Source organism: Rathayibacter sp. AY1A2 (assembly GCF_002930935.1).
GTDB lineage: Bacteria > Actinomycetota > Actinomycetes > Actinomycetales > Microbacteriaceae > Rathayibacter.
Map to the genome: position 1 here is coordinate 1 of NZ_PSTP01000029.1, position 24,688 is coordinate 24,688.

The following is a 24,688-nucleotide window of genomic DNA, read 5'->3' on the forward strand; positions in this document are numbered from 1 at the left end:
CGGTTGGCGTGAGGGGGGCGTGTGGCGGTGCGGTTCGGGTGAGCGGGGGGCGTGTGGCGGTGCGGTTCGGGTGAGCGGGGGCGTGTGTGGCGGTGCGGATCGGGTGAGCGGGGGCGTGTGTGGCGGTGCGGTTCGGGTGAGCGGGGGGCGTGTGGCGGTGCGTGTGGCGGGGTGTTGCGCCGGTGTCCTGCGCGCGCCGCCCCGAGGACGGCTGGGATGTGCGGCGTCGGCGGCGGTGATCCCTCCCTCCACAGGAGGGCCTCACGCCGGTTCTCCACGGATGTGACGATCCGTCGCTTCCGTGTCGGTGGTCGCTGATTGAATACACGTATGACGATGATCAGCGGGTCGACAGCAGTGGAGGCGGTGCTCAGCGAGGTGCGTGCTCGCGGCGACCGAGCCGCGGCGCTGGCCCGCTCGGCGTCCCCGCTGCTCCTGGCCGCGGCCGAGGAGCTGCACGCCGGGCACCGGGCTGCGCTCGAGCATCCGGAGTCGTTCGCCCGCGGTTCGGCGCCCCACGCGTCGAGCGACCTCGCCGAGCGGTCGATCCGCGCGGAGTTCGCCGTCGCCCTCGGAGTCTCCGAACGGGTCGCCTCCCGCGAGCTCGACCACGCGCGCCTCCTCGTCGAAGACCTGCCGGCCACCCGCGCCGCCCTCGCCGGGGCGCGCCTGCGGTGGGAGGCGGGCCAGGTCGTCTGCGCCGTCGCGGCCACCCTGCCCCCAGGCTCCCGCGCCGCGTTCGATACGCGGGCGGCCGAGCTCGCGGCCCGCACCACGCCGACCCAGCTGCGGCGCGCTCTGGCCCGACTGCGGGAGGAGCTCCACGAGCAGCCCCTCGCCGAGCGCCACCGACGTGCCCGCGAGGACCGCGCGGTCTGGCTGACCCCCGAGGTCGACGGCATGGCGACGCTCTGCGCCCTCCTCCCCGCCCCGGTCGCCGTGGGGGCGTACAGCCGCCTCGACCGGATCGCCCGGATCCTCCGCGACGGCGCCGAGGGGCCGGCGGGGGCGGAGCCGCCTGCCGCCACGGATGCGGGCTCATGCAGGGCGGAGGCGAGCGGGACGACCGGGGCGTGCGACGTCGACGCGATCTCCGGAGCGGGCGACGAGCGGACCCTCGCCCAGCTGCGAGCCGACGCTCTGGCCGACCTCCTCTGCGAGGCGGACGTCATCGGCACGGCGCCCGACCCGGTCGGCGCCGATCGGCCCGTTCCGACCCTCGTCACCGGCGTGCGCGCCGAGGTGCGGGTCACCCTGTCGGCGAGCACCGCGTCCGGCGCCGACGACGCCTCCGCCGAGCTCGACGGCTACGGCCTGATCCCGGCAGACGTCGCCCGGAGCCTCGTCCCCGCGACCGTCACCCGCGTGCTGACCGAGCCCCGGACGGGCGCCGTCCTCTCGGTCGGGCGCACACGCCGACTGCCGCACCGCGAGCTGCGGCTCCTCCTCCAGCTCCGCGACGTGACCTGCCGCTTCCCCGGCTGCACCCGCTCCGCCGCGGGCTCCGAGGCCGACCACGTCGTCGAGTGGCGCAACGGCGGCGGCACCGACCCCGGCAACCTCGCCAGCCTCTGCGTCGCCCACCACCACGTGCGGCACGGCGACCGCTGGACCTACGTCCTCCACCCCGACGGCACCGCCGACTGGACCACCCCCACCGGCCGCCGCATCACCACGCGCCCGCCGGGCCTCGAGGCACGGCTCCGTTCAGGCCCACCCGCGACCCCGAGGTTCGAGGACCGGCCGCCGCCGTTCTGACACGCTGCCGTGCTGACACGCTGACGTGCTGACGTGCTGACGTGCTGACGTGCTGACGTGCTGACGTGCTGACGTGCTGACGTGCTGACGTGCTGACGTGCTGACGTTCTGCGTTCTGCGTTCTGCCATGCTGCCGTGCACCCCTGAGGGAATCGGCCGTCGGGCGGGTTCGGCGCATTGCGCGGGTTCGCACTGGTGATCGGGCCGTGCTGTCGCTCGGAGGCGAGTGCTCAGCGACCTACCGCCGCGCCGCTGACGCTCGGATCTGCGCCTTCGCTCGGGTTCACGCGGCCGCACCGTCGCACCACCGCCGCACCACTGCCGCTGAGGCGCGGACCGTCACCGGGGCCGCACCGTCGCCTGACGCCGTGCCGACACCAGGGCCGTGCCGCCGCCTTGCGCCCTGCCGCCGTTCGGCACCACGATCCAGCACCTCGGCGGCTCAGCGCGCGCCGTACCGCCGTCACACGCCGTCGCGTCGGCCCGCCGTTCGGGCAGCGCGAATCGGGACTGACTGCGCTGTCGCCCCGCACCGCCCCGCGGCTGCTCCGGCGGGGTGCGCAGTCCGGGCGCGCAGTCCGGGCACGCCCGCGCGGTCAGTCGGCGACGCGGAGGAGCACCTCGCCCGTCGTCCCGCCCCGCAGCCGCCCCGCCGCCGCGACGCTACGCCGCCAGGAAGCGGTCCGCCGTCCGCAGCGAGAGCGCCATCGTCGCGAGCGCCGGGTTCGCGATCAGCGCGCTCGGGAACACCGAGTTGTCGCACACCCAGAGGTTCGGCACGTCGAAGCTGCGGCCGTCCGCATCGATCACGGCGTCACCGGCGTCGGTGCCCATCCGCACGGTGCCGAGCGTGTGCGCCGTGCGCGCCATCACCCGCGTGCTCGTCGCGCCGGCCGCCTCCACGATCGCGGTCATCGTCCGGATCGCGTGCCGGTCGATCGCCTCCTCGTTGGCGCCCGCCGAGAACGTGATGCGCGCCTTCGGCACCCCGTGCTCGTCCAGCTCGTCGGTCAGCTCCAGCCGGTTGCCGTCGGCGGGCAGGCACTCCGCGTTGATCCCGACGCCCGCCGCGAAGCGGTATCCGTCGAGCGCGTCCATCAGATCGCGGCCCCAGAGTCCCGCGCCGCGGGCGAGCGTCGTCGCGTAGGTCAGCGGCATCACTCCGAGGCTCTGGATCAGGTAGCCGCCCGCGAAGTCCGCGTCGGCCGGGCGGACGGTGTCCTCGGTGATCACCGAGGAGGGGTAGCCGCGGTAGCCGCGCATCTCGTTCTCGAAGGTGCCCCAGACCTGGGTCGCCCCGTGCGCCAGGAAGTTGCGGCCCACCTGGCCGCTGCTGTTCGCGATGCCGGTGTGCAGGAGGAGCCGGGGCGTCTCGACGCCGCCCGCGCAGAGGAACAGGGCGGAGCAGCGCTGCCGGTGCTCCACTCCGCCGCTCGTGTAGACCACGGCGCACACGCGTCCCGCGGCGTCCAGCTCGATCCCGTGCACGAACGAGTCGGCCCGGATCTCGGCGCCGGCCCGAACCGCCTCCGGCAGGTAGGTCACATCCATGCTCGTCTTCGCGCCGGTCCGGCAGCCCTGATGGCACTGGCCGCAGTTGACGCAGGAGGGCCGGCCGTCGTCCCGCGGGCCGCTGAGCACGGCGGCGGGCGCGTCGGTCGCGCGCATCCCGATCGCCGCGCAGCCGCGCAGCATCATGTCGGCCGAGGCGTTCCGCGCGAGCGGGCCCTGCAGGTAGCGGCGCGACGGGTCCCACGGGTACTCGGCCGGGCCCGCCACTCCGATCGTCGCCTCCACCTTCTCGATGTACGCGGTGAGCTCGGCGTGCTCGATCGGCCAGTCGCGGCCGACGCCGGAGTCGCTCCGGAGCCGCAGGTCGCGCGGGTCGGGGCGGGGCGTGAACGCTCCCCAGTGCAGCGTCGAGCCGCCGACCCCGCGGCCGCTGTTGTTCTGCCCGAAGGCGGTGGGGGTCTCGCCTCCGCTGAGGCGCTCCTCCATCCAGTTGATCTCGACGGCCGCCGTCTCGTCGGCGGTGTGGCCGAGCGGATCTAAGTGCGGCCCGGCCTCGAGGGCGACGACCCGCAGCCCTCGAGCGGCGAGCACCGAGAGCAGGGGCGCTCCGCCTGCCCCGGTGCCGATCACGACGGCGTCGACCGTCTCGTCGAGCGGGAAGCGGCGCATGCCGGTCGTGTTCATCGGTGACTCCTCGTCGTCGGTTCCCAGGTCTCGCGGTCGTCGGCGCCGAGCAGGCGGAAGCCCGTCACGAGCGGCAGCGTGTCGCCGCCGCTGGCGTAGCCGTCGTAGCCGATCCGCGCCATCGACGCGGGGTGGGCCAGCCACTGCTTCACGAGGTCGACGCGGCAGTCCTCGAACCAGGCGGTCAGCTGCTCGGCACCGAGCCCGCCGGCCGAGCCGTCGCCGGGCTCCGCGGAGCCGTCGGCGATCGCGGTGAGGCGCGCGTCCTGCTCGGCGGGGCCGAGGCCGGCGAAGCCCCGGAGGGCGTCGAGCGCCAGACCGTAGGCGATCGGGTCGGCCGGCAGGTCGGCGTTGCGCCAGCCGTCGCCCTCGCCGTTCGCGAGCTGCGTGTCCACCCGTGCGGCCAGGTCGATCCGGCCGCCCTCCTGCGGGACGACCCGGTCGGCGATCGCGCGCAGCTCCGCGAGCTGGGCGACGGTCAGGGCGCGCGGCGCGTACTCCGGGTCGTCGGCGAGCGCGCGCACGGCCAGCAGCCCGCGCACCCGCGTGGAGGTCCGGGCGGAGGCGATGGCCGCGCCGACGTCGGCCGGGACCGACGGCGCCGTGCCGGCCTCCTCCTCCCAGAACCGGCGGATCGCCGCCGCCACCTCGACCGGGCGCTCGAACGGCAGCAGGTGGCCCGCCCCGGCGAGCGTGAGCAGCCGGGCACGGGAGTAGAGGGAGCCGTTGAGGCGGCGCTGCGCGTCGGCGCCGAGGTCGCCGTCCTCACCGCCCGCGATCAGGAGCGCGGGCACGGCCCCGAGGGCGGCCTCTCCGGTGCGGTCCTCGCGGCTGCCGTGCTCGAGCCAGTCGCGCCAGCCCTCGGGGGAGTAGCGGCGCAGCTCGGCCAGCACCTCCGCGTCGGCGTCGGCGGGCAGCGGCGAGCCGACGTTCTGGTCGACGAACTCGCGCGCTTGTGCCTCGTCGAGGTGCCCGTCGTCGACCCAGCCGAGCATGGTCGAGCGGCGCTCCTCCTCCATCGGCTCGGGCGAGAGCGGCGACCCGGCGAGGAGCACGACGCCCGCGAGCCCGAACAGGCCCGAGCGGCCGGTGACCGTGCGGGAGGCCACGAGCGAGGCGATCTTCCCGCCCATGCTGTGCCCGAGGAGCAGCCAGCGGGAGGAGCCGTGCTCGCGGATCCGGCGGATCGTGGCAGCGGTCATCTCCTCGAGCGAGGTCCCGGATCCACCGGGCGGGTCGAGCGCGACGAGGTCCGCGACGTCGGCGAGCTCGCGGCCGAGCGCGTCGAAGGCGCGGCCGTCGAGCCCTAGTCCGGGCAGGGCGAAGAGGGTGGGGCGGGGGCTGGTGGACACGGGCGTCCTGTCGGATCGGCCGCGCCACGGCGGTGGGGAGCGGGAGGGGAGCGGCGGCGGGGGGCCGACCCTCCCCATCCGACCACACGGCGTGCGCGCGCCCGGACCCTTGCGCCGGCGGGGCACTCGTGCTGTGCTCTGCGCCACCGTTCCGCGCCACGATGCCGGGCGGTCGTGCCGCCCCTCTGTGCCGCCCCTCTGTGCCGCGCCTCCGTGGCGGGCCTCAGAGCGGAGAGGCGAACACCACCAGGTTGTCCCGGTAGCGGCCGATCGCCGCGTCGTACTCGCCTCCGCAGGTCACGAGGATCAGCTCCTCCTCGAGCGTCGCGCCGAAGACGCGGGCGGTGGGGAACGCGGCCTTCGCGTGGGACTCGACCGCCGTCACCCGGTAGCGGTGGTCGGAGCCGTCCACTCCGCTCACCGCGATCTCATCGCCCGGGGCGAGCTCGCCGAGGCGGAAGAAGACCGCGGGACCGGACCGCGAATCGACGTGCGCCGCGATCACGGTGCGGCCGCTGCCGCCCGGGCGCCCGCCTCCCGAGAACCAGCCGACGTCGTCGTAGTCCACCGGCACCTCCATCGCCCCATCCGACTGGATGCCCAGGGCGATCAGCGGCTCGTCCAGGCCCATCGCGGGCACGATCAGCCGGGCGGGCTCGACGCCGACGGTGCGCGCGGGCGCCGCAGCGGCGGGGTCGGGCGCGGGGACCGGGGGAGGAGTGACCGGGGGTGCAGTAGCGAGGGCCGGAGGCGCGGGCGCGCTCGCCGGCGTCTCCGCTCCTCCGCTCCCGTCCGCGGCGGCGCACCCCGCGAGGAGCAGCACGGCGCACAGTGCCGCCGCGCCGCTCCTCGACCGGGTGCCCACGATCAGGAGGCGGTGCGCCGGCGGGCGACGACCACTCCGGCCGCGCCGAGGGCGGCGACGGCTCCGAGGCCGGCCATCGCGGCGAGACCGGACGGGCCCGTGGCGTCGCTCCCGGCGGCGGTCGCGCCGCCACCGGTCTGGAGGCCGCCGACCGGCACCTGCGAGAGCTGGCCGCGGACGACGCCAGCCGCATACGAGGCCGTGTGGGAGTCGCCCGCGAAGGCGGCGGGATCGGCCTCGAGGGCCTTCAGCGTGAATCCGGCGCCGGTGTCGGCCCCGTTCGCCTGGATGCCAGTGGTGAAGGGGCCCTGCAGGCAGCCGCTGCTGGTGCGGGGGCCGTCTCCGACCGGCGCGGGGTTCGGGAACGCGATGCGCGGAGGGCCCGCCTTGCCCAGGGCCGCCTGGTGGATGTGCGTCGCGGTCTTCGCGGGGCTCTGGTAGTCGCCGGTCACGCCGGTGAGGGTGATGTCGTAGCAGATGATGTCGAGGTCGCTGTTGACCCGGAAGGTCATCTCGCCCGTGGCGCCGGGCTGGCCGGGGGTCGCGGCGGAATCGGCGTTCACGACCTGGTCGGGCGTCGCCATCACCGTGAAGGCGCTGGTGAACGAGGACGGCTCGGCGACCTCGGTCTCGGCCTGGGCCGGCGCGGCGGCGAAGAAGGAGGCGGCGGCGACGGCGGTGATGCCGCCGAGGGAGAGCAGGCGGCGGCCGGCGCGGTTCCGCGCGGGGGACGTCTTCGTCATGGTGGAGCCTTTCGATCGCGAGCGCTGGGCGGGCCCGATGCAGGGAGTACGGCCGGAAGCGGCGCTGCGTTCACTCCATCTGAGAGGATCTTCACGGAGACGGTCCTCGCCTCCGATGAACGCCGCCGCCGCCGCGGCCGTACCCCCTTCCGACGGACCACCGGTCCCGACGAGGAGGCGGTGTGGCGCGCACGGCGACGGCACGACGAGACGAAGGGCCCGCGATGCCGCGCGAGCACTCGGAGGTCCCGGCTCCGGTGGTGCGCCTCGAGCCCCGGACGGCGGGGTTCGACCCGGCCGCCGCCTTCGACGAGCACGGGTCCGCCCTGCTCGGCTTCGCGCTCAACGCCCTGCGTGACCGCGGCCTCGCCGAGGACTGCGTGCAGGAGACGTTCCTGCGCGCCTGGCGCTCGCGGGCGAGCTACTCCGCCGAGCGTGCCAGCACCCGCACCTGGCTCTTCGCCATCGCCCGCAACGTCGTGATCGACGTGCACCGCTCGCGTCAGCGCCTGCCTCGCCTGATCGAGGCCGAGATTCTGGAGGAGGTGCCCGCGGAGGACCGCGACCCCCTCGAGCCGCTCGCGATCGCCGAGGCGCTCGCGCGGCTCTCCGCCGAGCACCGGCAGGTCGTCGTCGCCGTCCACCTGCACGGCGAGACCTACGCCGAGCTGTCGGCGGCCACGAGCGTGCCGGTCGCCACCCTGCGCAGCCGCGCCTTCTACGCTCTCCGAGCGCTCCGCGGTCACCTCGCGGGCGCCGGACCCACGGACGAGGAGAGATCGTGATCGACCGAGACCAGCCCGACGGAGACCAGCCCGGCGGCCGCCGCGAGGAGCTCCTCGCCGCGGCCCTCGCCGGCGACCTCTCCGCCGAGGAGACGCGGGAGTTCGAGAGCCTGCGCGCCGCCGACCCCTCGATCGACCCCGAGCTCGCGTCGTTCGGTGCGGTGGTCGACCGGGTCGGCGCGCTGGGCCGCTGGGAGGAGGCGGAGCCGTCGCCGGAGCTGCGGTCGCGCATCGCGGCGCTCGCCGGGGAGCGGCCCGAGCGCGGGGAGAGTCTGCGTGCCCCGCGCCGCCGGGCCCCGCGCCGCCGTGCCTCGCGTCTCCGTGCCGTCCTGGCCGTCGCCGCGGCGGCCGCGCTCCTCGTCGTGGGCGGCGTCGCCGGAGCGGCCCTGCGGTCCGCTGAGGAGCGCCCCGTCGCGGGACCGCCCGGGACGCTCGGCGCCGTCGAGGCGATCGCCTTCGACGAGCGGACGGAGGGCGTGACGCTCGACGGCTCGCTCGTGGCGCACACCTGGGGCACCGAGACGATCCTCCGCGGGACCGGCTTCGCCCTCGGCGAGAGCTACGACCTCGTGCTGGTCACCGGCTCCGGCGAGCGGCTCCCGTCCGGGTCCTTCCTCGGCAGCTCCGCGGAGCTCGACTGCGAGATGAACGCGGCCGTCCTGCGCGAGTCCGTCGCCGCCGTCGAGATCACCGACGCCGGCGGCGCGCTCGTCGCCTCCGCCGCCCTCCCCGCCGTCACCTGAGAGTCGCCGGCGCAGGCTCGCGGCGCGGTTTCAGCTCGCTGACGAGCGTGCCCGCGACGATGAACCCCGCCCCGAGCAGGGCGAGCGCGGGGAGCCTGTCGCCGGCGAGGCGGCCGATCAGGCCGGCCCAGACGGGCTCGGCGGAGTAGATGATCGTGGCGCGCGACGGCGAGACCGAGCGCTGAGCCCAGTTCATCGTCAGCTGGATCAGGCAGCTGCTCGCCCCGAGCGCGAGCGCGGGGATCAGCCAGGCCCCCGAGAACGCCGGGACCGCCTCGCCCGCGAGGGGCATCGAGGCGAACCCGAGCGCGCCGGCGACCAGCAGCTGCACCACGGTCACCCGGCCGAGGTCCACCCGTCCGGCGACGAGGCCGATCAGGATGATCTCCGCCGCGATCGGCAGCGTGCTCACGATCGTCGCCACCTCGCCCGCTCCGAGCGCGACGCCCGGCTGCGGGCCCGCGATCAGGAGCAGTCCGACGAACGCCAGCGCGACGCCCACCAGCGTCAGCACGCCCGGACGGCGACGGAACACGACCCACTGGAGCAGCGGCACCAGCGGCACGTACAGCGCGGTGAGGAACGCGGAGGTGCTGCTCGTGATCGTCTGCAGCCCGTAGCTCTGCAGGCCGTAGCCCGCGAAGATCATCACCCCGATCGCGACGCCGGCCGCGAGGTCGATCCGCCGCATCCCCCGGAGCGACCGGTGGAACACGACCGCGCTGATCAGCCCCGCGATCGCGAACCGCATCCCGACGAAGAACAGCGGCCCACTGTGCTCCATCGCGATGTGAACGGCGAGGAAGGTCCCGCCCCAGATCGCGGTGATGCCGATGAGCGCCCACTCCGGACGCGTGAAGCGGAGGCCCCGGAGAGGCGAGATGTGCATCATTCTGCACATCCTAGGAGCATCAGGGGCCTGTCGGTGCAGAATAGTGCGCATGTCGGCTCCCGTCCTCGCCCACCTGGGCGGCAACCTCCGTCTCGCGCGGCGCGGAGCCGGACTGAGCCAGACCGCGCTGGCGGCGCGCTCGGGCATCAGCCGGCGGACGATCGTCGCGGCCGAGGCCGGCGAGGCCAACATCTCGCTGACCGGAGTCGACCGCCTCGCGACCGCCCTCGGCACCACGTTCACGGCACTCGTCTCGGCCCCGGGATCCGCGCCCGCGGCGATCGACCAGGTCGCCTGGCGGGGAGCGGGCGAGGCGAGCGTCGCCGTCCTGCTCTCCTCCGTCCCCGCGCGCCGGGAGGCCCAGCTCTGGACCTGGACGCTCGGCCCCGGGGACCGCTACGACGCGCAGCCCGACCCCGAGGGGTGGCACGAGATCCTGCTCGTCACCGCCGGCGCGCTCCTCCTGGAGCGGGAGGGCGAGGAACCCGTGCGGCTGGAGCCCGGACGGCACCTCGCCTTCCCGACCTCGCGGCACTACTCCTACGTGAACGCGGTGGATGCCGTCACGACGCTCGTCCGGATCGTGGTCGACTGACGGGTCGGCGCCTCAGGCCCGCGAGCGCAGGGTCTCGAGCAGCGCCGCGGGGGTCTCGGGGTCGTCGAGGCTGATCGCGAACTCGCGCGAGCGGTCCGTCGTCACCACCAGCCCCGGCCCGGCGTGCAGGATGACCGCCGAGCGGCCCGGCATCACCCGGTACCCCCAGCCGCCCCACTCCGACGGCCGCAGCTGGGCCGTGCCGGCCGAGGCGATGGTGTCGAGCGGGATGCGGCGCAGCGGGATGCCGAGGGCGGTCGTGACGACGCGGAGGCCGCGGCGGTCGGCGGTCACCCTCAGGCGGGAGAAGGAGAGGAGCACCAGCGCGACGACGCCGAGGACGACGGCCGTCGCGATCGCCGGACCGGTGGCGCCCGCCGCGGCGAGCGTCGCGAGGGAGAGGGCCGCGCCCGCCGCCGTGGCGACCGCGGCGACGGCGAACACCGGGCCCGTCAGAGTCTGCGACCAGGCGCCGGTCTCCTCCGCCGCGAGCGGCAGGCGGCCGGCGGCCAGGCGGGAGGCGCGCCGGGTGCCCGGAGCGATCAGCGCGGGCACGACGGCGAAGAGCATCCCTCCGAGCAGCGCGAGCAGCCACCCGCCGAGCTCCGCCCCCTCGGCGCGCCCGGCCGCGAGCGTCGTGCCGACCGAGGTCGCCCAGGCGGAGGCGCCCAGCCCGGCCACGAGGCCGAGGGTCGCCAGCAGGAGCCGCGGGGCGCGCCCGACGGCCGCCGCCACGACGCCCGCGACGGCCGGGAGCCCGGAGAGCACGAGGGCGATCGCGAGCAGGGCGCCCGTCGCCGCGGTCGCATCGGCCGCCCCGGTCCCCGACCAGTGCGAGGCGAGCTCCGCGGGCAGAGCGTCGTCCAGGACGAGGCGCGAGACGAGCACTCCGGCGGCGGGGAGCAGGAGGGACGCGGCGGCGAGGAGCTCGCGGCGGCGGTCGGCGGTGGCGGTCATGATCCGGTCCTCTCGATCAGGCGGACGAGCTCCGCCGGGGTGATGCCGCTGCGGCGGGCCTCCGTGAGCAGCTCGTCGACCAGGGCGGTGACGCGCACGAGCCCGGGCCCGGCCGATTCCGTGATCCACGCGCCGCGGCCCCGGCGCATCTGGAGGATCCCGTCGTCGCGCAGGGCGGCGTACGCGCGCAGCACGGTGTGCATGTTGATGCCGAGCGAGTCGGCGAGCTCGCGGGCGGGCGGCAGGCGGTCGCCCGCCGAGAGCTCGCCCCGGGCGACGGCCGAGCGCACCTGCGACTCCAGCTGGTCGGCGAGCGAGCCCGCCGCGGAGTGGTCGACCCGGAACAACATGTTCACAATGTTAGTAGAACAAGCAGTGCACCACCAGGCCCTCAGTGCAGCGCGAGCGACACCGCCAGCACCACCATCACGACCGCCACGGCCGCGTCGAGGATCCGCCAGGCCCCGCGGCTCCGGAACAGCGGCCGCAGCGCGCGTGCCCCGAAGCCGAGAGCGGTGAACCACAGCACGCTCCCGGCCGCCGCCCCCGCCCCGAACCACCAGCGCTCGTCGCCGTGCGTGTTCGCCACCGACCCGAGCAGCACGACCGTGTCGAGGTAGACGTGCGGGTTCAGCAGCGTGAGTGCCAGGCACGTGCCGATCGCCGTGCGGAGCGACGTCGAGGCGCCGGCCGGATCGCCGTCGAGGGTCCCCGGCCGCAGTGCGCGCCTCGCCGCCATCACCGCGTAGGCGAGGAGGAAGACGATGCCGCCCCAGCGGATCACCACCAGCAGCCACGGCGCCGACTCCAGGACCGCTCCGATCCCCGCGATCCCGAGCACGATCAGCGCGGCGTCGCAGAGCGCGCAGATCGCGACGACGGCGGGCACGTGCTCGCGGCGGAGGCCCTGGCGGAGCACGAAGGCGTTCTGCGCGCCGATCGCGATGATGATCGAGAGGCCGAAGCCGAGGCCGGAGAGGGCGGCGAGGAGGGGGGGCACGCTCCGACGCTAGGGCGGGGCAGTTCTGTAGACCAGCTCATGCTCCTTCAGTACCGTAAGCAGCACTGATGCTGACAGACGACCTCGACCTCTCCCGCCTGCGCGCGCTCGCCGCCTCCGTCCGGTACGGCTCCTTCGACGCCGCCGCCCGGGCCCTGCACATCACCCCCTCCGCCCTCAGCCAGCGGATCAAGGCGCTCGAGACCGCCGCAGGCCGCGTCCTGCTGGTGCGCTCGCGCCCGGTCGTCGCGACCGAGGCCGGTGCGGGGCTCCTCCGCCTCGCCCGCCAGATCGAGCTCCTCGCCGACGACGCCGTCCGCTCGCTCGGCGGCGAGGACGCGGAGGAGGCGGGCCCCGTCGTCCTCCCGCTCGCCGTCAACGCCGACTCCCTGGCGACCTGGGTGCTGCCCGCGCTCGCCTCCGTCCCCGACGTCGTGGTGGAGCTGCACCGCGAGGACCAGGCGCACACCACCGCGTTCCTCCGCGACGGCACCGTGCTGGCGGCCGTCACCGGAGAGTCGGAAGCGGTGCTCGGCTGCACCGTCGCACCGCTCGGAGTGATGCGGTACCGCGCCATGGCCGCGCCCGCGTTCGCCGAGCGCTGGTTCCCGGACGGCGGCACGGCCGGTCTCGCGAGCGCTCCGCTGGTCGTCTTCGACGAGAAGGACCGCCTGCAGGACGACTTCCTCCGAGCCGCCGGCGTCGAGGGCCGCCCGCCGCAGCACCGCGTCCCCGGATCGACCGACTTCGAGCGGGCCGTGCGCCTGGGCATGGGGTGGGGGATGCTGCCCGAGCTGCGGGCCCCGGTCGGCGGCGAGGGCCTCGTCGAGCTGGGCGGCGACCCCGTCGACGTCCCCCTCTACTGGCAGCAGTGGGCCCTGCACACGCCCGCCCTCGACGCGGTCGCCGCGGCCGTCTCCGCCGCCGCGCGCGCCGCGCTGCGCCGACCCGCGCGCTGACCTGCGCCGCCGGGGAGGCGCTCAGACCGCGAACACGTCGCGGAGGGTCACCGTCGCGAGCGAGCGCTCGCGGAGGATGTCGACGAGCCGCGCGTAGACCTGCGTCACCGGATCGAAGTTGGCGTGCCCGATCACGATGTGCTGCGGCAGGAACCACTGGTCCGCGAAGCCGACCACCTGCTCCGGCGTGATCCGCCCCGAGTCCGAGAGCGAGCCGTACCAGAGCACCGTCGCCGTGTAGCCGATCGCCGCCGCGGCGGCCCGGCTCCGCTCGTCCGTGTAGCCGAACGGCGGCCGGTAGAAGGGCGCCGCCTCCACCCCGTAGGTCGAGCGGATGAAGTCGCCGTTGCGGCCCAGCTCCTCCTGCACGCCGTCGCTCGAGAGGCTCGTCAGGTCGGCGTGCGACCAGGTGTGGTTCGCGAGCTGCACCTGCCCCGAGGCGACGAGCGGAGCCAGCAGCGGCGCGTTCACGGTCCACGAGTCGTGCTTCCCGTTGAGGAAGAAGGTCAGCCGGGTGCCGGTGTCGCGGGCGAACTGCGCGTAGGCGGCGACCACGTCGGAGTCCGCGCCGTCGTCGACGGTCCAGGCGAGCGTGCTCCCCTCGCCGGGCAGCTCCGAGATCGTGCCGGAGGGCAGCGGCGCCTTCCGCCGCAACGGAGCCGCCGCGGCGGTGGTGGTCGGCACGGGGCGGGGAGGGGTCGGGACGGCGGTCGGAGCGGCGGACGGCAGCACCGCCGCCGGCGCCGTGCTCGGCGGGAGCGCCGCGGGAGCGGGCCGGGCGGGCGTGCACCCCGTCAGCGCGACCGCCGAGGAGGCGATCCCCAGCAGCAGCGCGCGTCGCCTCAACCGGTCCACGGGCCCCCCTCGCGAGCCCCGTCCCCCGGAGCGTCCCCGCGACCGTAGCGGTCGGGGAGGGAACGGGCAACGCGGCGCGACACCCCTCCCTCCCCGCAGCCTCTACCGGAAGGTGCGCCTGACCGCGTTGTTCGCCGGCGTGGGATCGGCGGCGGCGGTCGACACCCTGGCGTCGATCGTCGTGGCGGCCGGCCGGTCGACGAGTGTCACCGAGTAGGTGGTGCTCCGCCCGGCCGAGACGCTCGGCGCGGTCCAGGTGAGGACCGTCGTGCCCGCGGCCGAGCCCTTCGTCTGCACGGCGCCGGGCGCACTCGCCACTGTTCCGCTGACGACGACCCGGGTGGTCGTCGTCGCCGCGTCCCGGGTGCCGGTGTTCCGGACGGTGATCGTGCCCGAGAGCGGGGCCGTCGCCGCCAGTCCCGGCGCCGGCGCCAGCGTCAGCGTCAGGTCGGCGCGGGTGGAGGACTTCACCTGCAGCGACTGCGTCACCGAGGTCGCGGCGAGCCACGCGGAGTCGCCCGCCTGCGTGGCCCGGACGGTGCAGCTCGCCGCGCCCGTCAGCCGCACCGTCGCCGTGCCCGCGCCGGTGGCGGTCAGCGTGCAGCTGCCGCTCGCGTACAGCTTCACGGGCAGACCGGAGGAGGCGGTGACCGCGACCGGGTAGGCGATCCCCTTCTCGGGCGAGGACGGCATCGCGGTCGAGAAGGCGACCTTCTGCGCCTTCTTCTTCTGCGGGACGACCGCGGTGACCGCGATCGACTGGGTCGCCCGGGGAGCCGCGTCGTGCGAGGCGTCGCCGGCCTGATCCGCGGTGACTGTGCAGGTGCCGGATCCGCTGAAGGTCACGACGCCGCTCGCGAGCGAGCACGCGCCCGTGGCGCCGATCGTGACCGGCAGGCCGGAGGAGCCGCCCGCCGCGGTCGGCGTGTAGCGGCCGCCCTCGGTCGCCGTGCTCGGAGCCGCGGAGGTGAAGGCGACCGTCTGCAGCGCCTTGCCGATCGGGAACGTCCGGACGACCTGCTCCGCGGGCGCGTGAGCGTCGTCGCCGGCCTGATCCAGCGTCAGCGTGCAGGTGCCGACGGAGTCGTAGGACACCGTGCCGTCCTCTCCCAGCGAGCAGGAGTCGGAGGCGTCCAGCACCGGGTCGGCGCTCGACGGGCCGCGGACGATCGACGGGGTCCAGGAGCCGCCGATCCGGGCGTCCGTCGGAGCGGCGTCGCGGAACGACACCGCTCCCGCCGCCGTGCCGACCTCCACCGACTGCGAGATCCGCGGAGCCGCCGAGTGGCGCTCGTCCCCGGCCTGGTCCGCGGTCACCGTGCAGGTGCCGGAGCGGGTGAAGGACACGACCCCGCCCGCGATCGTGCAGGACCCGGCCGCTCCGAGCACCACGGGGGCGCTCGACGCGCCGGCCGTCACGACGGGCGTGTAGGAGCCCCCCGCGACCGCCGCGTCGGGGACCGGCGAGGCGAACGCCAGCGTCTGGCCGAGGGCGCCGATCGCGAAGGTGCGGACGGCCTGCGGAGCGGCGCCGTACCGCGAGTCGCCCGCCTGGTCGAGCGTCAGCGTGCAGGTGCCGACGGAGTCGTAGGACACGACTCCCGCGGCCGCCGAGCATGCTCCGGAGGCGGTCAGCACCGGACGCGCCGTGGAGGGCCCGGCGATGATCCGCGGGGTGGTCGTCCCGCCGACCGTCGCGCCGGTCGGCGCGGTGCCGCCGAAGGAGACGGTGCCCGCGAGCAGTCCGACCGCGATCACCTGCGAGGCCCGCTCCGCCGCGTCGTACCGGGCGTCGCCCGTCTGGTCGGCGGTCACCGTGCAGGTGCCCGATCCGGTGAAGGCGACGACCCCGTGCGTGAGCGTGCAGGACCCGGAGGCGCCGAGCACCACGGGCCGCCCCGAGGCTCCGCCGGTCGCTGTCGGACGGTAGGTGCCGCCGGCGAGCGCCGAGTCCGGCGCCTGCGAGGTGAAGGCCACGGTCTGCGAGGTCCGGGTGATCTCGAAGCTGCGCACGGCCGTCGGCGCTGCGCTGTGGCGGGTGTCGCCCGCCTGGTCCAGCGTCAGCGTGCAGGTGCCGGCGGAGTCGTAGGAGACCAGTCGGAAGGGCCCGACGGAGCAGGCGCCGGAGGCCGTCAGCACCGGGGGAGCGCTGGAGGGGCCGGCGACGACCGCGGCCGTCGAGGAGCCCCCGACCCGGGCCGCGGCCGGAGCATCGCCGCCGAACGCGACGGTGCCCGCGAGCTGCGAGACCGCGACGGTCTGCGAGGCCTGCGCCGCCGCCGCGTAGCGCCCGTCGCCCGCCTGGTCCGCCGTGACGGTGCAGGTGCCGCTGCCGGCGAAGGTGACGACGCCGTCGGCGAGCGTGCAGGCGCCGGTCGCTCCGATCGTCACGGGGAGCCCGGAGGCGCCGCCCGTCGCGGTCGGAGTGAGCCTGTCGCCGGACGTGGCCGTCGACGGCGCGGTCGAGGTGAAGGCGACGGTCTGCGCGATCGCGGTGATCTCGAAGGTCTGGACCGCCCGCGCGGTGCCGTAGGCGGCGTCGCGGTAGTGGATCGCCGTCAGCGTGCAGGTGCCCGCGGAGTCGAACCGGACGGCGCCGTTCTCGCCGTCGGAGCAGGCGCCCGAGACGCTGAGCACCGAGGGGCCGGAGGACGGGCCTCGCGTGAAGGCGGGAGTGAAGGATCCGCCGACCTCCGCGTCGGTCGGGACGGCGGTCGTGAACGCCACGGAGCCGGGCGCGTAGCCGACCTCCACCTCCTGCACGGCGGGCCGGGCGCTGTCGTACTGCCGGTTGCCGTTCTGGTAGGCGAAGACGCCGCAGACGCCCTTCGTGGTGAAGGTGACCACGCCGTCCTTCGCCGAGCACGACGCGGTGGTGAGGAGGAACGGAGCGATGCCCGAGGCGCCGCCCTCGATCACGGGGCGGTACGTGTCCCCGAGGACGGCGCCGACCGGAGGCGCGCTCGTGATCCGGACCGTCTGCGGGAGGAAGTAGATCGAGTACTCCTGCTCGGCGTGCCGCGCGGGCCAGTAGCCGTCTCCGGGCTGGTCGAGGGACAGCACGCAGAGCCCGGCCCCGTCGTTCCGCACGGTCACGCCGTCCGGGAGGATCGAGCAGTCTCGGCTCGCGGAGAGCACGGGCACGCCCTTCGACGGGCCGGGCACGATCGTCGGCCGGTACGTCTCGAGCGACATCGCGTGCGGGGGCGCGGTGCTCCCGAAGGAGAGGTTCCCCTCGGGAGTCCCGACCGTGATGACCTGCCGGACCTGCGGAGCGGCGTCGTGCCGATCGTCCGCGGCCTGGTCGATCGTCACCGTGCAGGTGCCGTCGCCGAAGAACGTCACCACGTCGTCCGCGATGGTGCAGTTGCCGTTCTCGATCACCGCGATCACGAGCGGGTTGCCCGAGCCGCCGCCGGTCGCCTCGACCGTGTACCGGTCGTCGGTGAACACCCGGTCGGGCGGAGTCGAGGTGACGACGACGGTCTGGGGGATCCGCGAGATCGGGACGAAGCGCACCAGGCCGTCGGCGGCCGCGTACACGTCGTCGCCCGGCTGGTCGAACTGCACGCCGCAGGTCGAGGGCTCGGTGTAGGTCAGGATCTGCGCACCCGTCGCGTCGGGGGCGACGGTGCAGCCGAAGAAGGTCCTGACGAGCACCGGCAGTCCCGAGCTCGAGGTCGCCGTGGCGACGCCGGTCGACTCCAGGACGCCGGTCTTCGGCACCGCGACCGTCAGCGTCTGCGACGCCTTCGCGACCTCGAGATCGAAGGAGGCGCGCCCCGCGGTGTAGTGGTCGTCGCCGGCCTGGTCGGCGGTCACGGTGCAGGTGCCGCTCCGGGTGAAGGTCACGACGCCGTCGGCGATCGCGCAGGATCCGGTCGCTCCGATCGAGACGGGGCTCCCGGAGCCGCCGCCGGTGGCCGTCGGAGTGAAGGTGCCCAGCGCCGTCGGCGCGGTCGGCCGCGAGGAGGTGAAGGCGACCGTCTGCGAGAACTTCCGGACCGTGATCCGGAACGACGACGTGCCGGTGTTGCCGGCCTCGTCGTCCGCGGTGCAGTCGACCGTCGTGTCCCCGATCGGGAAGACGCTTCCCGAGGCGGGCGTGCAGGTCGAGCCCACGGCTCCGTCGACCGCGTCCTGCGCGGAGGACGCGAAGGTGACGACGGCGCCGGAGACGTCGGCCGGCTCGGCCGTGACGGCGGCGGGCACGGTCACGACGGGGGCCGAGCGGTCGGCCAGCGCGAAGGTGCCGGGGATCGACCGGAGGGTGTAGTTCGGCCCGGCGTCGCCTCCGTCGCACCGCGTGACGTAGTCGCCGACGGGCGTGCGCGCTCCGATCGTCACCTTCCCGGTGCCGTCCGCCGTGTAGTAGGCGCCGGTCGGCTCGGTGACGAACCGGTCGGTTCCTGCGAAGCCGTCGGCCGTGCAGGTGACCGTCGGGGCGGTCGCGGTGCCGTGCGCCTGCGTCCCGGGGCTCGACGCGGTCACCGAGAGGGGCGCCGGCGAGATCGTGAGCGCGCCGTCGATGGTGATCAGCTGTCCCGAGGGGTTCGTCAGGCCGGAGCAGCGCGTGGGGTAGCGGCCGACGGGGGTCGTCGCGGAGAGCGCCAGCGGCGTCGTGAATCCGGTGTCGGACGCCGCGAAGGCGCCGCAGGAGACCGTCCCCGAGGGGGAGCCGGTCACGGAGGCGGTGATCGCGGGGGGAGTGGATCCGTAGGTCGACGAGGGCGAGGAGGCGGTCACCATCGGGACGGCCGCGACGATGCGCAGCGCGCCGTCCTTGTACCCCGCGATCGTGTAGTCGCTGCTGACCTTCGCGCCGCTGCACCGCGTGGTGAAGGTGGTGAAGGTGGAGGTGGGCCAGTTCGGGATCAAGCGGTAGATGACGTCGTCCGCCGTGACGATCGGCCGGTAGACGCCGGCCGTGAGCGGGGCGCCGAAGGTGTCGGTGCCGACGAAGGCGGCCGTGCAGCGCAGGTCGGGGGACGGCGCGCCTCGCGGGTAGTCGACCGTCGGAGCGGTCACCGTGAGCGCCTTCGGCTTCGCCGTGAAGCTCTGCAGGGGCTCGCCCGCCCAGCCCAGAGGAGCGAGCGCGTCGAGCCTCGCCGCGAGCGTGCAGACGCCGGCGTGGAGCACGGTCACCCTCATGCCGCTGACGGAGCAGGTCTCGGCGGTCCTGCTGCTCAGGACGATCGAGCGGCCGGGCACATCGACGGCCTGCGCGTAGGGGCTCGCGTCGAAGGAGTCGCCGTACGCCTTCTGCGGGAGCGTCGACAGGTCGAAGCGCACGCCGCCCACCGCCACGGTGGCCGGCTCGCTGCGGACGCTGCCCCCGCAGGTGGTCAGGGTCGCCCGGTAGCGGTAGGAGCCGGTGGGATCGGGGCCGGCCTCGAGGAACGCGGTCCCGTCCTCCCGGGCGCCCGCCCGGCCGAGGGCGGGCTTCCACGTGGCGCCGCCGTCGGTGGACCTCTCCCACGACACGGCGGGGATGCCGCCGTAGACGGCCGAGACGCTCACGCCCATCGTCAGCGTGTAGATCTGGTTGGTGACGCCCGCGATGTCCGAGGGCTGCCGGGTGATGACGGGTGCCGCGGCGCACGCGCGCACCTCGTGGCGCAGAGCGGGGAGCGCCGACCAGCTCCCTCGTCCCGCCTCGGCGGGGGTGATGGTGTCGGGGTAGTGCGCGCGGATCTCGTTCCAGCCCTGCGGGATGTCCCTCGTGGTCAGAACGCCGACGCCGTCCGCGTCGAGGGTCACCCTGCTGGTGCCCGCGCCGGTGAGGATCTCGACGGTGCCGCCGGCGGCCACCGGCCGGCCCAGGCTCGGGATGGTCACCCTCGCGGTGACGGTGACCTCCTGCCCGAGCATCGAGAAGTCGGGGGTCCGCGTCACGGTCACGGCGGTGTCGTACACCGGAGCGACCACGGGGTCGGCCGCCGTCGGGCCGGCCGTCTGCGAGATCCTCGTCACGCTCGGGTGCACGTAGCTCGAGCCGCCGCCGCCGGCGCCGGGGTTGTTCATGACGCCGAGGGTGTCGTTCATGCTGCCGAACACGTAGGGCGATCCGCCGCCGCCGCCGTACCACCAGCCGGCCCCGCCGCCGCCGCCGCTGTGGCCGGGGAACGAGCAGTTGCCGCCGCCGCCGCGGGAGGCGCCGGCGTCGGCGCCCTTGCCGTCGTTGAGGAACACGCCCCACTGGCCGTTGTTGCCGTCGGCGCACTCGCCGAACGTGCTGTAGCCGCGGGCGCCGGGCGAGCCGCCCGAGCTCTGCCCGGCCGCGCCGCCGCCGCCGCCGTCGGCCGCGTTGTTCCTGCCGCCGTTCCCGCCGCCCCTCGCGCCGCTGCCGGCGTCGGCGTCGCCGCCGACCGAGGACCGCCCGCCGCCGCCTCCGCCGCCCGCCGCCACGGCGAGGGCGTGCTGACAGCCGTCCGAGCCGGCCGTGCTGAGGTACTGGGCGTCGCCACCCGCGCCGCCGGAGTCGCCCGCGTAGACGCCGCCGTTCACGTAGCGCGTGGCGCCTGCCGCTCCGGCCGGGGCGCCGGTGAGGCGCCCGATCTCCAGCACCTGCCCGGGTGTGACGGGCACCTCCACGACGAGGCTGGAGCCGCGTCCGCCGGCGTTGCCCGTCCCGAGGCCGCTCGCACCCTTCCCGCCGTTCTGGCCGCTGAGGACGGCGCGGACCGTCGAGACCCCGGTCGCGGGAACGGTGTACTGCGACACCGTCGAGACCTTCGGGGAGGTGAAGCACGCGGTGCTGAAGACCGGCGCCGCCGACGCGGTCGGCGCGGCCACGACGCTGAGTCCTGCGCCCGCTACGAGCACGGCCGCGGCGACGAGGGAACGGAGGAAGGACTGGCGCATGTGCTGCTACTCCCGGCTGCTGCCGGGAGCGGGCGCCCGCGGTCGGCTCAGAGTAGGGCGGTCGTCGACCCGCGAGGAAGGCGGAAGGTACACGAACGCCCTGCTCGGGGGGTACGGGAGGCCACTTCTGCCGGAACCTCCCAGGAAGTCCCCGTGCGCGTCGGGGCGGCGTCCCCGCCCTGTCGGGGGAGCGCCCCCACCCTGTCCGGGCAGTGTTCCCGCCCTGTCGGGGGAGTGTCCCCACCCTGTTGCGGCCGCCGCCCGGGTCGCGTAGCCTAGCGAGGTTGCGTGCATCTGCACGCGCTTGCGTGCTGCCCACCGGGCAGGAGCTCCGGCTCCGGCCGGACAGGCGGGCGGTGCGCCGACAAGTGACCTTGGGTGGGTCGGGCGGGGCTTCGTGCCGCGCGTGATCCACGGTAACCACACATGGAGGAAACCATGGCAGCAGTCTGCCAGGTGACCGGAGCCGTCCCCGGCTTCGGGCACGCCATCTCGCACTCGCACCGGCGCACCAAGCGCCGCTTCGACCCGAACGTGCAGAAGAAGACGTACTACGTGCCGTCGCTTCGCCGTAACGTCACCCTGACCCTCTCGGCCAAGGGCATCAAGGTCATCGACGCCCGTGGCATCGAGTCCGTCGTCAAGGATGTTCTCGCTCGCGGGGTGAAGATCTAATGGCCAAGCAGCAGGACGTCCGTCCGATCATCAAGCTCCGTTCGACGGCCGGCACCGGTTACACCTACGTGACCAAGAAGAACCGCCGCAACGACCCCGACCGTCTCGTGCTCAAGAAGTACGACCCCGTAGTGCGCAAGCACGTCGACTTCCGCGAGGAGCGCTAAGTATGGCCAAGAAGAGCAAGATCGCCCGCAACGAGCAGCGCAAGGTGATCGTCGACCGCTACGCCGCCAAGCGCCTCGAGCTGAAGAAGGCCCTGGTCGACCCGGCCGGGACCGACGAGACCCGTGAGGCCGCCCGCGTCGGCCTCCAGAAGCTCCCCCGCAACGCCTCGCCCGTCCGCGTCCGCTCGCGCGACGCCGTCGACGGCCGCCCCCGCGGCAACCTCACGAAGTTCGGCATCTCGCGTGTCCGCTTCCGTGACATGGCGCACCGCGGCGAGCTGCCCGGCATCACCAAGTCCAGCTGGTGACCCGGCGCCGCTAGCGGCGTGAACGATCGAAGGCCCGTGATCCATCGGATCGCGGGCCTTCGTCGTCCCGCCGGCGGACGTAAAATGTGCGGATGACCGACTCCAGCCTGCCCACCGTCGCCGAGATCGCGGCGCTCATCGACCACGCGATCCTGAAGCCCGAGCTCACCCGCGCCGAGGTCGACGCCCAGCTCGACGAGGCGCGCGCGTCCGGCGTGTTCAGCGTCTGCGTCCGCCCCTCCGACATCGCCCACTCGGTCGCTCGGCTCGAGGGCTCCGGCGTCCTGGTCGGCACCGTCATCGGCTTCCCCCACGGCACCACCTCGACCGCGGCGAAGGTCGCGGAGTCGCGTCAGGCGCTCGCCGACGGCGCGTCCGAGCTCGACATGGTCGTCAACATCGGCCGCCTCCGGAGCGGCCTGCTCCAGGACGTCGAGGACGACGTCCGCGCCGTGGTCGAGGCCGCCGAGGGCCACGTCGTCAAGGTCATCCTCGAGACGAGCCTCCTCGACGACGAGCAGGTCGTCGAGGGCAGCCGGGCCGCCGAGCGCGCCGGCGCGGACTTCGTGAAGACCGCCACCGGCTTCGCGGGCGGAGGCGCGAACGAGCACGACCTCCGCCTCATGCGCGGCGCCGTCTCGGAGGCCGTTCAGGTGAAGGCGTCCGGCGGCGTCCGCGACCTCGACACGCTCCTCGCCTACCGCGGCCTCGGCGTCACCCGCTTCGGCACCAGCGGCTCCGCGACCATCCTCGGCGACCTCGCCGCGCGGCACTCGGGCGACTCCTCCGCGGCACGTGTCGACTCAGCCTCCTACTGACGGAGCGGCCGACGAGGGCCGCACCGCACCCGCCGACCGGATGACGCCCGTGCGCCTGCGCCCGGGCCGCGCCGGCCGGTGGGCGGAGCGGACCCGCCGCCCCCTCGACGAGATCGCCCGCGCCCTCAAGGAGCGCGTCTACGCGACCTTCACGGGCCTGGCCGTGGTGATGATCTACCTCGTCGGCGACCACCCCGACGCGGTCCACGCCCTCCAGAGCCTCGTGATCTCGATCATCGGGATCTCGGCCGCGGGCTTCGTCGCCGAGGTGATCGCGCACCAGGTCGTGCACGCGGCGACGCCCTCGCGAGCGGAGTCGGGCACGATGCTGCGGATCGCGGGCGGGGCGCTCGCCTCGGCGTCGCTGCCGGTCCTCGCGCTCGGTGCCGCGGCGCTGGGCTGGATCGACGCGACGGTCGCGCTGCGGATCGGCGCGGGCGTCTACGTCGCCACGCTCGCGGGGATCGCCCTCATCGCCGTCGTTCGCGCGGGCCTCTCCTGGAAGGAGAGCCTCGTCTCGCTGCTCGGGATCGTGGGCCTCGGCGTTCTGGTCGTCGGCGTGCTCGCGCTCGCGCACTGATCCGGAGGCGCCGCCGCGCGTAGGCTCGGACGGATGACGTCACGCACCAGGGTCGAGCTCGGCCGCCGGGAGGACCTCGGCGCCGACTGCGCGAACTGCTTCGGCCTGTGCTGCGTCGCCCTCGCCTTCGCCCGCTCCGCCGACTTCCCGTTCGACAAGCGCGCCGGGGACCCGTGCGTCAACCTCGACGGCGAGGACGCGTGCACGATCCACCGCCGGCTCCGGCCCCAGGGCTTCGTCGGCTGCACCGTCTTCGACTGCTTCGGCGCCGGTCAGAAGGTCTCGCAGCAGACGTTCGGCGGCGTCTCCTGGCGGTCCGACCCGGCCGTGCGCGAGCGGATGTTCGCGGTGTTCCCGCTGATGCGCCGCCTGCACGAGCTGCTCTGGTACCTCGACTCCGCTCTGGCGCTGCCCGGCGTCGGCGCGCCGCTCCTCGACGAGCTGCGCGAGCGGTTCGACGCGGTGCACGCGCACACCCTCGGCGAGCCGGAGCAGGTGGTCGCGGTCGACGTCGACGCGGAGTACGGAGCGTCCCGGCCGCTCCTGATCGCGGCGAGCGCGGCCGCTCGCGCAGGAGCGGCGCCGGCTGCCCGCCGGTCGAGGGGCCGTCGGCTCGCTCCGGGTGCCGATCTGGCGGGTGCATCGCTCCGGAACGCGGACCTGCGGGGGGCGGATCTGCGGGGCGCGCTCCTCCTCGCCGCGGATCTGCGGGGTGCGGATCTGCAGCGGTGCGACCTGCTGGGGGTGGACCTTCGCGATGCGGACGTGTCCGGTGCGCGGCTCGCCGAGGCGGTCTACCTCACCCAGGCGCAGGTGAACAGCGCCCGAGGGGATGCGGCGACCACGCTGCCGTCGCATTTCGAGCGCCCGCCGCACTGGGGCGGCTAGGCCGCCACGTCAGAGGCTGCGGGGGCCGCCCAGCGACTCGTCGCCGCCCTCGTCGTCGACGCCGAGGGCCTCGACGACCTCGCGGCCGAGGAGGTGCGCGCCGCTCCAGCCCTCGATGACGCACCGGGGGAACGCCTCGCGGTCCGGGGAGCCGAGCCATGCGGCCGCGGCCTCGCGGGCCCACGCCTCGGAGACGTACACGCCGATGATCTCTGTGCGGTCGTCCCACGGCGTCGCGGTCGAGAGCACGAAGTGGTCACCGTTCACGATCGGATCTCCTCCGGCTCTCGGGGTTCAGCGACCCCGTGGGAGTGCGGGACCGGACCGGACGCTACCCGCGGGCGGGGGAGCGCGTCTCCGGGGTCGACACGAGCGCGGATGAAGGCTACGGGAACGTCGAGCGCGGCGCGATCACCCGATGGTCCCACGCAGGCGGGCGTTCAGCCCACCCAGAGCCGTCGCAATCTCGTTCTCGTCACTTCCGGGGAGGAGGGCTCCGCCCTGCTCGAGGCCGTGGCGCAGGGCCTCGACCTCCTCAGGGGGGAGTCCGCCGCTGTCGAGGAGGGCCTGGAGGGCGGCGAGGATGCCGACGAGGGCGACGGCGTCGTCCAGGTCGAGGGGGCGGACGCAGGACTTCTCCATGTCATCGCTCCTGTTCAGGTCAGGGGTTCGGGGGCGGGGGCCCCAC

The 24,688-nt window shown here is 74.9% G+C and carries 23 protein-coding genes; 11 read left to right on the forward strand and 12 right to left on the reverse strand.

The genetic code is table 11. The features are described 5' to 3' along the window. Positions 1-330: 330 nt before the first annotated feature. Positions 331-1,758, forward strand: coding sequence for an HNH endonuclease signature motif containing protein (locus C5B93_RS16060; RefSeq protein ID WP_104292929.1), 1,428 nt, complete (start codon positions 331-333; stop codon positions 1,756-1,758). A gap of 663 nt (positions 1,759-2,421) precedes the next feature. Here C5B93_RS16060 and C5B93_RS16070 read toward each other — a convergent pair. The 4 genes from C5B93_RS16070 to C5B93_RS16085 form a co-directional block, all read right to left on the reverse strand. Further along, positions 2,422-3,954, reverse strand: a complete 1,533-nt coding sequence (locus C5B93_RS16070) for a GMC family oxidoreductase (RefSeq protein ID WP_104292931.1) — start codon at positions 3,952-3,954, stop codon at positions 2,422-2,424. After that, positions 3,951-5,306, reverse strand: a complete 1,356-nt coding sequence (locus tag C5B93_RS16075; protein WP_104292932.1) for an alpha/beta hydrolase — start codon at positions 5,304-5,306, stop codon at positions 3,951-3,953. Before C5B93_RS16075 ends, C5B93_RS16070 begins: the two co-directional genes overlap by 4 nt. A 223-nt stretch (positions 5,307-5,529) precedes the next feature. Continuing rightward, entirely contained in the window at positions 5,530-6,171 is a 642-nt protein-coding gene (locus C5B93_RS17760) for a class F sortase (protein WP_181068421.1), read from the reverse strand. Positions 6,172-6,173: 2 nt separating this feature from the next. Then, a complete protein-coding gene (locus C5B93_RS16085) occupies positions 6,174-6,914 on the reverse strand; it encodes a CHRD domain-containing protein (RefSeq protein WP_104292933.1) in 741 nt (246 codons plus the stop codon). 224 nt (positions 6,915-7,138) lie between these two features. Between C5B93_RS16085 and C5B93_RS16090 the strand changes: the two genes are divergently transcribed. After that, positions 7,139-7,699 (forward strand): sigma-70 family RNA polymerase sigma factor, encoded by a 561-nt coding sequence (locus C5B93_RS16090; protein ID WP_104292934.1) that lies wholly within the window; start codon positions 7,139-7,141, stop codon positions 7,697-7,699. Next, entirely contained in the window at positions 7,696-8,442 is a 747-nt protein-coding gene (locus C5B93_RS16095) for a hypothetical protein (RefSeq protein WP_104292935.1), read from the forward strand. Before C5B93_RS16090 ends, C5B93_RS16095 begins: the two co-directional genes overlap by 4 nt. Here the strand turns inward: C5B93_RS16095 and C5B93_RS16100 are convergent. After that, the gene (locus C5B93_RS16100) at positions 8,435-9,334 is read right to left on the reverse strand and encodes a DMT family transporter (RefSeq protein WP_258068255.1); all 900 of its coding nucleotides are present in this window, start codon (positions 9,332-9,334) and stop codon (positions 8,435-8,437) included. The two genes, C5B93_RS16095 and C5B93_RS16100, sit on opposite strands and share 8 nt — an antisense overlap. 49 nt (positions 9,335-9,383) lie before the next feature. Between C5B93_RS16100 and C5B93_RS16105 the strand changes: the two genes are divergently transcribed. Continuing rightward, entirely contained in the window at positions 9,384-9,929 is a 546-nt protein-coding gene (locus C5B93_RS16105) for a helix-turn-helix domain-containing protein (RefSeq protein WP_104292936.1), read from the forward strand. 12 nt (positions 9,930-9,941) lie between these two features. On the opposite strand, the gene C5B93_RS16110 is transcribed toward C5B93_RS16105, so the two are convergent. Genes C5B93_RS16110 through C5B93_RS16120 form a run of 3 tightly spaced genes read right to left on the reverse strand, consistent with a single transcriptional unit; the run spans position 9,942 to position 11,886 of the window. Further along, positions 9,942-10,886, reverse strand: a complete 945-nt coding sequence (locus C5B93_RS16110; RefSeq protein ID WP_104292937.1) for a hypothetical protein — start codon at positions 10,884-10,886, stop codon at positions 9,942-9,944. After that, positions 10,883-11,236: a GntR family transcriptional regulator gene (locus C5B93_RS16115; protein WP_104261359.1), complete on the reverse strand. Its 354-nt coding sequence runs from the start codon at positions 11,234-11,236 to the stop codon at positions 10,883-10,885. Before C5B93_RS16115 ends, C5B93_RS16110 begins: the two co-directional genes overlap by 4 nt. A 41-nt stretch (positions 11,237-11,277) precedes the next feature. Further along, a complete protein-coding gene (locus C5B93_RS16120; protein ID WP_104292938.1) occupies positions 11,278-11,886 on the reverse strand; it encodes a LysE/ArgO family amino acid transporter in 609 nt (202 codons plus the stop codon). 68 nt (positions 11,887-11,954) lie between these two features. Here C5B93_RS16120 and C5B93_RS16125 point away from each other — a divergent pair, with 68 nt between their 5' ends. After that, positions 11,955-12,845: an ArgP/LysG family DNA-binding transcriptional regulator gene (locus tag C5B93_RS16125; protein ID WP_104292939.1), complete on the forward strand. Its 891-nt coding sequence runs from the start codon at positions 11,955-11,957 to the stop codon at positions 12,843-12,845. Between the two features lie 21 nt (positions 12,846-12,866). On the opposite strand, the gene C5B93_RS16130 is transcribed toward C5B93_RS16125, so the two are convergent. Further along, on the reverse strand, positions 12,867-13,700 hold the full coding sequence (locus tag C5B93_RS16130; RefSeq protein ID WP_219814058.1) for a polysaccharide deacetylase family protein: 834 nt from the start codon (positions 13,698-13,700) through the stop codon (positions 12,867-12,869). A 102-nt stretch (positions 13,701-13,802) separates the two neighbouring features. Next, the gene (locus C5B93_RS16135; protein ID WP_146078531.1) at positions 13,803-20,564 is read right to left on the reverse strand and encodes an HYR domain-containing protein; all 6,762 of its coding nucleotides are present in this window, start codon (positions 20,562-20,564) and stop codon (positions 13,803-13,805) included. A gap of 438 nt (positions 20,565-21,002) precedes the next feature. Here C5B93_RS16135 and rpmB point away from each other — a divergent pair, with 438 nt between their 5' ends. The 6 genes from rpmB to C5B93_RS16165 all read left to right on the forward strand — a co-directional run bounded on the left by rpmB (position 21,003) and on the right by C5B93_RS16165 (position 24,000). After that, positions 21,003-21,239, forward strand: a complete 237-nt coding sequence (gene rpmB / locus C5B93_RS16140; RefSeq protein ID WP_056038148.1) for a 50S ribosomal protein L28 — start codon at positions 21,003-21,005, stop codon at positions 21,237-21,239. After that, positions 21,239-21,406: a 50S ribosomal protein L33 gene (gene rpmG, locus C5B93_RS16145; RefSeq protein WP_027692168.1), complete on the forward strand. Its 168-nt coding sequence runs from the start codon at positions 21,239-21,241 to the stop codon at positions 21,404-21,406. The genes rpmB and rpmG overlap by 1 nt, the downstream gene beginning before the upstream one ends. 2 nt (positions 21,407-21,408) lie before the next feature. Beyond that, positions 21,409-21,714 (forward strand): 30S ribosomal protein S14, encoded by a 306-nt coding sequence (gene rpsN / locus C5B93_RS16150; protein WP_104225107.1) that lies wholly within the window; start codon positions 21,409-21,411, stop codon positions 21,712-21,714. A 92-nt stretch (positions 21,715-21,806) separates the two neighbouring features. Next, entirely contained in the window at positions 21,807-22,532 is a 726-nt protein-coding gene (deoC, locus tag C5B93_RS16155; protein ID WP_181027245.1) for a deoxyribose-phosphate aldolase, read from the forward strand. Continuing rightward, on the forward strand, positions 22,510-23,112 hold the full coding sequence (locus C5B93_RS16160; RefSeq protein WP_146078532.1) for a hypothetical protein: 603 nt from the start codon (positions 22,510-22,512) through the stop codon (positions 23,110-23,112). The genes deoC and C5B93_RS16160 overlap by 23 nt, the downstream gene beginning before the upstream one ends. Positions 23,113-23,145: 33 nt before the next feature. Then, positions 23,146-24,000 carry a pentapeptide repeat-containing protein gene (locus C5B93_RS16165; protein ID WP_104292942.1) on the forward strand — a complete coding sequence of 285 codons (855 nt, stop codon included), beginning with the start codon at positions 23,146-23,148 and terminating at the stop codon, positions 23,998-24,000. A gap of 9 nt (positions 24,001-24,009) precedes the next feature. On the opposite strand, the gene C5B93_RS16170 is transcribed toward C5B93_RS16165, so the two are convergent. Beyond that, on the reverse strand, positions 24,010-24,267 hold the full coding sequence (locus C5B93_RS16170) for a hypothetical protein (protein ID WP_104267983.1): 258 nt from the start codon (positions 24,265-24,267) through the stop codon (positions 24,010-24,012). Between the two features lie 144 nt (positions 24,268-24,411). Next, a complete protein-coding gene (locus C5B93_RS16175; protein ID WP_104225103.1) occupies positions 24,412-24,642 on the reverse strand; it encodes a hypothetical protein in 231 nt (76 codons plus the stop codon). Positions 24,643-24,688 lie beyond the last annotated feature (46 nt).

Bases quoted from the DNA above. Each gene is read 5' to 3' on its own strand.
- C5B93_RS16060 (WP_104292929.1), top strand. From the start codon at position 331: ATGACGATGATCAGCGGGTCGACAGCAGTGGAGGCGGTGCTCAGCGAG.
- C5B93_RS16070 (WP_104292931.1), bottom strand. From the start codon at position 3,954: ATGAACACGACCGGCATGCGCCGCTTCCCGCTCGACGAGACGGTCGAC.
- C5B93_RS16085 (WP_104292933.1), bottom strand. From the start codon at position 6,914: ATGACGAAGACGTCCCCCGCGCGGAACCGCGCCGGCCGCCGCCTGCTC.
- C5B93_RS16090 (WP_104292934.1), top strand. From the start codon at position 7,139: ATGCCGCGCGAGCACTCGGAGGTCCCGGCTCCGGTGGTGCGCCTCGAG.
- C5B93_RS16100 (WP_258068255.1), bottom strand. From the start codon at position 9,334: ATGATGCACATCTCGCCTCTCCGGGGCCTCCGCTTCACGCGTCCGGAG.
- C5B93_RS16105 (WP_104292936.1), top strand. From the start codon at position 9,384: ATGTCGGCTCCCGTCCTCGCCCACCTGGGCGGCAACCTCCGTCTCGCG.
- C5B93_RS16110 (WP_104292937.1), bottom strand. From the start codon at position 10,886: ATGACCGCCACCGCCGACCGCCGCCGCGAGCTCCTCGCCGCCGCGTCC.
- C5B93_RS16115 (WP_104261359.1), bottom strand. From the start codon at position 11,236: ATGTTGTTCCGGGTCGACCACTCCGCGGCGGGCTCGCTCGCCGACCAG.
- C5B93_RS16125 (WP_104292939.1), top strand. From the start codon at position 11,955: ATGCTGACAGACGACCTCGACCTCTCCCGCCTGCGCGCGCTCGCCGCC.
- C5B93_RS16135 (WP_146078531.1), bottom strand. From the start codon at position 20,564: ATGCGCCAGTCCTTCCTCCGTTCCCTCGTCGCCGCGGCCGTGCTCGTA.
- rpmB (WP_056038148.1), top strand. From the start codon at position 21,003: ATGGCAGCAGTCTGCCAGGTGACCGGAGCCGTCCCCGGCTTCGGGCAC.
- rpmG (WP_027692168.1), top strand. From the start codon at position 21,239: ATGGCCAAGCAGCAGGACGTCCGTCCGATCATCAAGCTCCGTTCGACG.
- rpsN (WP_104225107.1), top strand. From the start codon at position 21,409: ATGGCCAAGAAGAGCAAGATCGCCCGCAACGAGCAGCGCAAGGTGATC.
- deoC (WP_181027245.1), top strand. From the start codon at position 21,807: ATGACCGACTCCAGCCTGCCCACCGTCGCCGAGATCGCGGCGCTCATC.
- C5B93_RS16165 (WP_104292942.1), top strand. From the start codon at position 23,146: ATGACGTCACGCACCAGGGTCGAGCTCGGCCGCCGGGAGGACCTCGGC.
- C5B93_RS16175 (WP_104225103.1), bottom strand. From the start codon at position 24,642: ATGGAGAAGTCCTGCGTCCGCCCCCTCGACCTGGACGACGCCGTCGCC.